Source organism: Chitinophaga sp., assembly GCF_036566945.1.
Taxonomy (GTDB): domain Bacteria; phylum Bacteroidota; class Bacteroidia; order Chitinophagales; family Chitinophagaceae; genus Chitinophaga.
Map to the genome: position 1 here is coordinate 1 of NZ_DATCVJ010000764.1, position 9,804 is coordinate 9,804.

8 protein-coding genes are annotated in these 9,804 nt (G+C 40.5%); all 8 read right to left on the reverse strand.

Going from position 1 to position 9,804, the window contains the following annotated elements; all coding sequences use genetic code 11:
• Positions 1–348: 348 nt before the first annotated feature.
• Positions 349–2,193 carry a cytochrome-c peroxidase gene (locus VIP81_RS22955; RefSeq protein WP_331966894.1) on the reverse strand — a complete coding sequence of 615 codons (1,845 nt, stop codon included), beginning with the start codon at positions 2,191–2,193 and terminating at the stop codon, positions 349–351.
• A gap of 30 nt (positions 2,194–2,223) precedes the next feature.
• The gene (acpA, locus tag VIP81_RS22960; RefSeq protein ID WP_331966896.1) at positions 2,224–3,531 is read right to left on the reverse strand and encodes an acid phosphatase; all 1,308 of its coding nucleotides are present in this window, start codon (positions 3,529–3,531) and stop codon (positions 2,224–2,226) included.
• 165 nt (positions 3,532–3,696) lie between these two features.
• Positions 3,697–4,848, reverse strand: coding sequence for a DUF4236 domain-containing protein (locus VIP81_RS22965; RefSeq protein ID WP_331966898.1), 1,152 nt, complete (start codon positions 4,846–4,848; stop codon positions 3,697–3,699).
• Between the two features lie 116 nt (positions 4,849–4,964).
• Complete coding sequence (locus tag VIP81_RS22970; protein WP_331966900.1) at positions 4,965–5,957, reverse strand: DUF4407 domain-containing protein; 993 nt, start codon at positions 5,955–5,957, stop codon at positions 4,965–4,967.
• Positions 5,958–5,968: 11 nt separating this feature from the next.
• Positions 5,969–6,535: a hypothetical protein gene (locus VIP81_RS22975; protein ID WP_331966902.1), complete on the reverse strand. Its 567-nt coding sequence runs from the start codon at positions 6,533–6,535 to the stop codon at positions 5,969–5,971.
• 10 nt (positions 6,536–6,545) lie between these two features.
• The gene (locus VIP81_RS22980) at positions 6,546–6,947 is read right to left on the reverse strand and encodes a hypothetical protein (protein WP_331966904.1); all 402 of its coding nucleotides are present in this window, start codon (positions 6,945–6,947) and stop codon (positions 6,546–6,548) included.
• Between the two features lie 612 nt (positions 6,948–7,559).
• Positions 7,560–8,225, reverse strand: a complete 666-nt coding sequence (locus VIP81_RS22985) for a response regulator (protein ID WP_331966906.1) — start codon at positions 8,223–8,225, stop codon at positions 7,560–7,562.
• On the reverse strand, positions 8,222–9,804 hold a 1,583-nt coding region (locus VIP81_RS22990; protein ID WP_331966908.1), incomplete at its 5' end, for a tetratricopeptide repeat protein. The genes VIP81_RS22990 and VIP81_RS22985, both read right to left, overlap by 4 nt.

Here is a 9,804-nt window from a genome sequence, read left to right on the forward strand (position 1 = left end):
GTATTTTTTTCAACATCATGCTATCGGGGACAGGGATTTTAACCCTCCTGGTATTAATTGCCTATATGCATCTTATCGGGAAATTTATTTATCTATTTTTCTTGTGGCCGGAAATTGCACTTTATATGGTGGCATTAAACATACTTTTTATTGTTGGGTATATTAATTCAAAGAAATTTTTAGAGCTTCGTATTATGAAATATTCGGTTCGAAGGAGATATTTGATACTATGTACTACCTTAAATTTATTGTTTATGATAGCCGTGATTATTCAGGATTCAATTTATTAGAGCTACCTCTGATTTCATAGATGGTTTGTATTGGAGCATGATGCTGATTTCTCAACATCTATTTTCTACTTTCTAAACTCTCCATAAAAGCAATGATATCCTCTTTTTCTTTTTCAGTGAGGCGAAGACTTTCTTTAGAAAGCGTTTGATTAGAAAGATTTATTCCTAAGCCAATGGCTCCCCCATTATTATAAAATTCCATTACCTGGGCTAAAGTCTGATATACGCCATTGTGCATATAAGGCGCCGTTTTATTGATATTCCGGATAGTGGGAATCTTAAAAGCATATTTATAGGAATCAATACCGATGACGGTATAATAACCCAAATCCGGGTCCAGGGTGGAATCAGTCAGGGAGGCAGGGACACCCAATATTTCCGTTTCGCTTTGAATGTACTTTGGGGGAGTAACTCCATTAAATAAAGGAGCGAAATGACAGGTGGCACATTTCGCTTTTCCCATAAATAAGTTAAAGCCGTTCAATTCCTGTTTTGACAAGGCCTCTTCGTTACCACGCATGTACTCATCAAACCGGCTATTGAGTTTTGTCAAGGTACGAATATAGGCAGCAAGGGCATTGGTCACCTGATCGGAACTGATTCCTTTCTCTTTCTTTGCAGAAAAGGCCTTTGCGAATAACGACTGATATGATTTATCAGCAGAAACGTATTTTATGATCCCATTCATCGAACCATCCATCTCCTGTTTATTACTGACTACATCACGCACCTGATCCTCCAATGTTAGCGCCCTCATATCATAGAAATAATTTGATTGTAACGCAGCGTTGAGTAACGTTGGTACATTTCTGGCCACCAGCTTTGATGGAACATGAATATCTGTATGTTTAGCCAGTGCATCTGTAAATGCCAAATCAGGGTTGTGACAGGAAGCGCAGCTTCGTGTACCGGTACCAGACAGCGATTTATCATAAAAAAGTCTTTTACCTAACTCTGCTTTGGCATCCGTTAATTGAAATTCGGGGCCAGGAGAAAATGCATCTGCATTAAATGCAGCAGAATCAAATAATGTTCTTACCTCCTGCCTCAGCATTCGGTTATATTTGATTTTACGGCCAGGTAAGTCCTGCTCCAGTTCTGCTATCCCCGTACTGATTTTATTTCCGAAGCGCGTAATAAATGCCGCTCTGTCGAAGGCGTCAAAATCAGCATTGTAATTAAGATAGGCAATGGAGGCATTCAGATCCTGTAATAAAGTCGTTTTTTTCTTTTTATCTATATAGAGAAAAAGGATATCCCGTAGGCTCTTTAAGCAGGCGGATGATTCTTCCATACTGTTTAAAGAAAGAGAATTGTCAAAGCCTGTAATTCCCAATGTGATGATCCTGAATATCTCTAACTTGGCAGCATCCAATATTCGCCAATCTGCCAGCTGATGATCAGAAAAATAAGCAATCAGATAGTCCGTATTTGTTATTAAATGTCTGGTTTCGCTGATCAGTTCTTTTTTTTCCGCGGTATCGTATTTCGGAAAGATAAATTGTTCTATTACCTGCAAACCCATTGGGTCAATAGCATGGGCTAAAGAAGGATCTAATAAATCAGCATTCTCGATCTCCTGTACAGGAGGGCCATTTAATCTCCTGGTCAGGTCGGCAGTAAAATACGCCGCTGCCCATTCAAATTTTTTGAACAGCAGCCTTGATTTTAAAAAGGCTTGCTGAATTTTTTGGTCATCAGGAATATCTTTACTCACCTCCAACAATAATGTATCTTTTACATAATCGTGGAAAGATACGATCTGACTTAAAACTTCTTTTTGAATTTTTCGTTCACGCGGGCTGGAGGCTGTTTGCTCTGTATGATTCGAATTGACGGAGGTAAAGCTTACAATAAATAGCCCTGTAAGCAGCAGTGCTACTATTCCGATTTTCTTATCCATAACACATTCCTCCTCCTGATTAACAGTGATTTATTTAAATATCAGTGCATTCCTGAATGGGTTTGCATTTTTATCCCGTTCAGCCAGGGGGGCTATTCCCCATCGATGCTCTATAAAAGAAAGAATGCTGACTGTCTCATATTGTGTGTGATCTATATGGTTCTTTTTGGCGAATGGCCCGATAATAATTGCAGGAATACGGCTCCCGGGACCCCATCTGTCGATAACCGGAGGGGCTACGTGATCAAAAAAGCCACCAAACTCATCGTAGGTGAGGATAACCAATGCATCCTTTGCATTGGGGCCATCTAATACTGCATTGATCAGGTTTACTGCAAGTTGTTCTGAAGAATATACAGCAGAAGCGCCCGGGTGTTCGTCGTTGCCTCCGCCGGGTTTCACAAAGGAAACGCTGGGAAGGGTACCTTCTTTCGCTGCTTTAATGAAATCATTTTGGTCCTTCATGTGTTTTCGGCCTTCTGTTCCATCTTCATATCGGGAAAAATACAGGAAAGGTTCATGATTATAAGCAAAGTTATTCTTCTTTCCTGCCACCGCATCGTCCCATCCTTCAGAATACCATGCCCAGGATATATCTTTTTCGCTCAGCCTGTCACCGATAGTCGGCATCGTTTGAGATGGCAATAATTTGGAAGTATCGGATTTGGGAGGGTAAGGGGTATTTCTTGAAAGGACATGATTGACAACATATCCGTCAGGAGTAACTATGCCATCCCTGGTCATCTTTCCATCAGTATCGAATTTCGCGATCAATGATTCCGGAGCATCCGGCCAAACTGGTGCGGCAGCAGAAATCAGGTAAACATGGTTAAAATAGGAGCCGCCAAATACACTCTGAAAAAAATTATCACATAGGGTATACTTTTCGGCCATTGGAAACAATGGTATTTTTTTAGTGTTATAGTAGCCCATCGCCAGTCCTTTCGAGTCATTATACGCCGCAAACTTATCCATCTTTCCTCCGTCTATTTGCAACTGGTTATGAAAAAAACGGTGAGTAACATCCGGCGTAGCCTTGTCGGACGGAACGTATTGGTCTATATTAAAAAGTTCATTTGGCAGGTTGGTAGGGAAAGAGTTGTTACGCGGGATCTCAGGCAGGTACTTGTAAGGTTTTCCATTCTCGTCAACCTGAATAAAGTTGCCCTTTTTAGCATTCTCAATACCGTTTGCTCCTTTGAACTCGCCGTATAGATTATCGAAGCTACGGTTTTCCATATAGATAACTACCAGGTGTTTAATCTGCCCGATACCCTGATCAAACGAGGTTTCCTGGTGTTGCGCTTTTTTGCTGACCCCGCAACTGCTAATCCCCAAAATGATTAGGAGTATAAAAGAAAATCGTTGTAAATACATTCCGTTTCGTTTAAGATTCGGGTAAAAATAAAAATAAATTTGATTGTAAGGGTGTCAAATATTTGTTCCACATAAATTGGGACAGTTATTTGATATATGGCAACTAAAAGGCACTACTGATTGTTTTTAATTCTGTCGTAATGATTTTATCATTTTTTGATAGGATGTGAATGCATTAGCAAAAGCTTCACATGACTCATAGTTACTGAATTCATATTCTTCATTAAGTCCGGTGGTTGTCCGTAGTCTTATGCTTCCATAATTAACTATTGGTATTTGGTAGTTATCTTTAAAGCGTTTATCCGGGGTTCCATTTTTATTTACCTTTGCCCATGTTCTGTCAATGATTTTACTATCGTTTGGGACTTTCCCATCTTCTACAAATCTCACTGGGGAAAAGACTAATTCTATTTCATGAAGGCCGATGATTGCAAATTTTTCTTCAGAGGAATACATGATAATAAAATGAGGATAGAAGTATAGATCTGAACCATTGGCATTTTTAAAGTATAATGGTTTGAAATTCGCTTTAATATCGGGAATGGATTTATTGCTGAAACGAACTTCGCGTTTAATAACAATTGTGGAAGCTGCTGAACGTGTAACTACTCTGTTTTGATTGTGCGCGCTGGTGACATCCCATATTTTATCGGAAAGGCATAATTTCTCGAATGAACCTGAAACATTATTATATCTGTTTAGAATGTCTTCGTCAAATTCATAATCAAGTTCAATAGCACTCTTGTCAATTTGTTCCGCAATTAGATTGATTGCGCTCTTTTGTTCGAGAATATCGTTCTTGATATTTTGGGAAATTGAACTTTTGATAATTCCATAGAGAAAAATATAGCTTAGTACTAACTTTCTTTGGGTTGTTAGTAACGTTTTTTTGACATCATTTAGGTCATGGGCAAGGTCTATCCTTTGCTTTCGTGATAATAATATCGCCTCTTTAACACCTTGCATATCCTGCGAGGTAATCTCCTGAGGATCTAAACTGAAAATATTATCTGCCAAATTTGAGGAAGGGCTATTCGGCCTTATGTCTTCTTCATCCGTACCCTGATTAGGGCTTGGGTATTGTGGCTTACTATTATTGGATATTTTTTGTCTGTTACTTATTCCAAGGCCAGGAATACTTGTATTTAAATATGTTCCTTTATTGCTAAAAGTCAGACTTGCGCCTTTGATACCAATGGATGTACTGATACCACTTTTGCTAAAATTAAGATGAACACCAGGGATGATTTTAATTCTTTTTCTATAGCTCCAACTCATGGTAAATATTTTTTTAAAAATCTACTCTATTTTAAATTACGGTCTTAATACAGAATGAATCTATTGTTTAGAGGTTCTTCAGTTTTTGCTGCTACGGTTAATTTTTGAGAAATTTATTACTCAAATCCCTTTCCAAGCGCATCAAGCCGCCGCATCTGTAAGTTCATATGGTGCAGTACCACCTTTTCGTAATCATTTGACCGGTCGCCCAGCTTACTGAATAGCACCAGCATCTCCAGAAACAAGAAGAACAAAATCCACAGGAACCAGAAGCTCAGTGCAACGTAAGATGCAGATAACATCTGCTTCATGATTGTTAACTCATCCAGAAATCCCGTACTCGCTTTCATTTCCTTTTCCAGTGCAGGCTTGATGTAAAGCAATTCGTTTTCCTTTTTTGCTTTTTGTTGCCGCATAGCGTCAATAGCAGCGTCAAGGGAGGGGAGCAATGCCATTTTGGGGTTTGGTACCAGCGTAGATGCAACAGTAACATCGCTTGTCGTTTTCCAAATAGTTGAGTCCTTGCCTGAAGAGGTGATTGATTGTACGGGGACCCGTTTTGTTGCTGTTTGGGTAGTTGTGGCCGTGGTGGTGGGATGCTTACTGATATCTTCGATGTACTTATCTTTTTCCTGCTCTTTTTTGTTGATTGTCGTGTCCAGTGTGGCAATCTGCTTTCTTAGTTCTTCCGTTTTTGAGGGAAGTATCCTATCTACTTTTTCCGAGATGTATGAAATCTTCTGGATCTCAATATCTTTTTCGAATAATATCTGATCAATGATCACCGCCCCCAGGACAGACATCATAAGAGCTAAACAGCCTCTGAAAATGACCAGCAGTCGATTCGGGTTGATGGATAAGACGATCTGCTTTTCAACCTGTACAATGATGACGATGGAGAGCGATCCTGCCAGCATGCAACCTGCCAGGCTGAGCGACAGGTAACGTTGCGCAAAAGTAAAACCAATAAAGAACCAAAGAATGCAAACAATGAGGATAGCGGCAGTATACTTCTTCACGGATTTAAAAGCCGCTTCGCTGCAGTTTCGCAAAATATTGTAGTTGTATCCGGTCATGAAGCAGCCGAAACGGATCCATAGATGTTTCATAACGCTCGATTTTAAAAGTTTTTGTTCAGAATGATGTGACTGGAAATGGCTGCAAGGCCATTCCTAAATCCGCGGGTATAACTGATAATGATACCATGCCCAACACCCTCGTTAAGTTTTGCCTGTTCTTCAATTTCTTTTACCTGACTGATATGGCTCTCGGCAATTTCCTTCTTAACAGTAAGTTCTTCCACTGTATCTATCATTCCAGTTCTACTCCTGCTTGTGATGTGGAAATTGATTTGCCGGATAAAGTCTTCGTAAAATGTTTTTACTTTCCTGATAGATCTTTCCAGGTCATTCTTCAATGCAATCACATTTTGCTCCAGATGGGTGGCGTCCGGATTTATCAATGCATCGTTATATCCTTTAGACTCATAATTCTTGTCGAGGAAATCATATAAAAGATGTATCCCACCATTGAACGGCATAGCAGATTTTCCGTCGGGTTGCTCTTTTTCCGGTGCTTCCTTCTCAATGAAAGTAGCTTCCGGAATATCGGGTATGGCGGTGTCAATTGCCACTGTATGGCTATGCCCATTTTGGCGTTGCCTGTTGAAAATATCGAATAAACTCATACATATTTTATTAGATAGTGATGGTCGGTACTTTATATTTATTATGCCCTTTGTTATGACAGGATTCGCAAAGCGAGATAAGTAGATGACCTGGATAATCCCATGGAAGTCGGAACTTCTGCTCGCTTGCTATAAAGTGGTATTGCCGGTGATGCACCTGCAAATCTTTATCACTATGGCAATGTACGCACCGATGCATATCACGCAGCAGTATTTCCTTTCGTTTAGCCTTCCAGTTAGGATGAAATAAAAGTGCACCATAACTGCCATGAGTTTTAACGTTCAGGAGGTCCTGCCCGGGAGGTTTTGCAGGAGGAGATTTTTCGGAAATATCCTCCTGGATATATCTGCGGTAAGATTGGTCTCCCTGAAACCGCAAATATTTATACGGCGCGTCGCCTGGCGTTGTCATAATAACAGAGATTGGAGTTTGTTAAAATACAGGTTCGGTCGCATTTAATTTATTGCTCCCACTTACAAAGGGTTCTGGTTGCCATTGCCTTCTCAAGAGGGATGCTGATAATTTGATGCTTGCAATTGCTTAGTCCGCGACAATTCGATTTATAATGATACTTGGTAGCATTCTTGCTGTCGCACACATATACTGTTATTTGATTGCAGTGAACATAGCTTATCAGGAGCCAGGCATAAAGGAGCTTCATAGTTCGATTGATTCAAACGACAAGGGGTTACAAGAAAACTACCATGATCCTTAGCTCGTGTGGCAGGGTTTACAGCAAGTAGAACAGCCATTTGATCGTGGATAACGCTTTTTTGCTTCACGAACGGCTTCCTGACAAGTTTCAAATTCTCCCAAATAAATTCGGCTATACATCACAGAAAAGTAGGGACAGGTACCAACATGTACTTCATGATCGCCGTTGAGCTGAGCGTTGTTGTTTACGTAATACTTTTGTTTCATAGTGTTTTTTTTAATTTATGAAACAAAAATAGATTTCATTAACTGCCTTTTTTTATGGGAAACCGTAATCAACTGTTTTCTGTCGAATTTTTTTTGAGATGTTTATATAGCGCCTAAATCTTTGCAGTGAGCCACCAACTGCTCATTCTTGGTAAAGCCAAGTGCGTCTTTCATCTGGTTGAGCCTTTTTTCTATGCTGCTTAGGCCTGATGGTTTTATCCCGCTGCGTTGAAGGTGCGCGGGTATATCTTTCTGCATCATTCCTTGTGCAAGCAGCGTAATGATCGTGATATCAAATGGCGAAAATGAATAAGCGTTCTTTTTTTCGATCGACTGCCTGATGTGATGTGGGAAATAGCGCCGGTGTTGGGCTATTTCATTGATGGCCTCTTTAAGCGACCTGGCGTCGTTCCGTGCTTTGGGTACAAAACCGTCTATGTCATACTTGTTGTAAAGTTGGTCAATAACAGCCGGTCTGTTTTCCAACGAGAAGATCAGGATATTCAGATCAGGCTGTACTTCCCTGGCAGCGATAATCAGATCCATACCACCAGATAATATCTGCTTATGACCATCCGGTTCAAAATGCAAATCTGTAATCAGGAGATCGAATGAGCTGCCGGCCTTAACAGCCTGGGTTATCTTATATAATGCATCATCGCAATAATAGGCATGTGCTATATCTATGACAGCGAGATCTTCCAGCGTCTTCTGCACAGAAATATTGACGGTTTCGTGATCTTCAGCAATAAGTACCTTTGTAATCATGAGGACTGAGCTATTGGGAAAGAAATGTGAATTTTTACTCCTTTATCAGGATGCTCAAATGTATATTGCCCATCAATTCTTTTGATACGGTTTCCCGTATTCTGTAGTCCGTTTCCATACTTAACTTGCGGGGAAATACCAATACCATTATCGGTATATAGAATTTGAACCTGACCGTTCTGACATTCGAATTTTATCATCACGGAATTGGCCAGGCTATGTTTTTTCATATTAATCATCAATTCCTGAAGAATATGTTCCACTTCATGCTGTACTTGCGCATTGATTCGGTTCCAGAGCAGAGGACCGTTGCCGATAATCAGCACCTTGATATGCTCGGATCCAAAGGACTCCAGCAAATCATCGATTTTAACATGAAAAGGAATCTCTGAGTGGGAGGGAGTTTCATAGGAGATATCGCGGGATCGCTCATACAGTATCTCAATCTTGTCTATCAGATTTTCCTTGTCTACGGACGTTTTATACTCAAGTTCCGTCATGATGCGGTACAAGCCATTTGCTACTACGTCGTGCACTTTCTGGGAGGTTTTAAGTTGATGTTCTTGTATCGCCTGCCTGGATGCAAGTTCTATTTGTTGTCGGCGCCTGCGGTACCGAAGGATTAAAACAATACCAGCCGTAATGAAGAAGAGGATGGTTAATGCTAATATGAATCGTTGTACCAGTAGTTGTGTTTTCTTTTGTGCATTATCCTTTTGCAGCTGAAGATTATCGGCTTTATTTTTTGCAGCTTCGTACCGGACTAATGCGAATTGGTTCTTGGCTGCGTTCTTTGCCGTTTGGATGCTATCTGTCAGATGTTGGTAGCGGATAAAATAAGGTTTCAACAGATTGGTGGGGCTAAGTGTAATAAGTTTGGAAAGCGCTTCGACCTCGTCGTCCGGACTATTCATTTCTCTGGCGATTTCGTATCTTTTCAGGGCATAATAAAGTGCCGAATCAGGCAAGGAGACTGTATAATAGTCCGACAGGTGTGCGTAACTGGCATTGAGTCCCCAGGTATCGTTTGAATCTTTACGAATTTGCAACGCATGCTGCAGCTCAGGTCCGGCGGGATAGGCGGAGTCTTTCAACCATTTAGTTTTGGCATAGTTGGAAAGCACTCTTGCGTATTCTCTTTTCTCGTCCTTACTCTCAGCCAGTAGAGACTTGTATAAATTGATAGCCTGGTCATAGTCGCCTTTCTTCTGATAAGTAAGGGCTATGCTATTTAAGGCTATGGCCTCTTTGTCCGGTTGTTTTATATATTTGAGTGCTTTATGATAGTAATCGATCGCTGCGTCATAGTTTTTTAGATTAAGACAGATATTGCCCAACTCATGGTAATTTGAGCTCAGGCAGTCCTGGTCTTCCTTTTTGTGGTCATCGAGGTAAGTAAGGGATTTTAACAGGCTTTCCTGCCCTCCATAGTGGTCTCCCTCATATGCCTGGATGATACCCATATAGGTATAGGCCATGGCAGTTTCCAAACTATCTGTCGCACTCGTTGCAACGAGATTAAAATAATAAAAGGCGGAGTCGTTATTGGTATTGAAAAATGATTCTCCTTTTTCCAGCG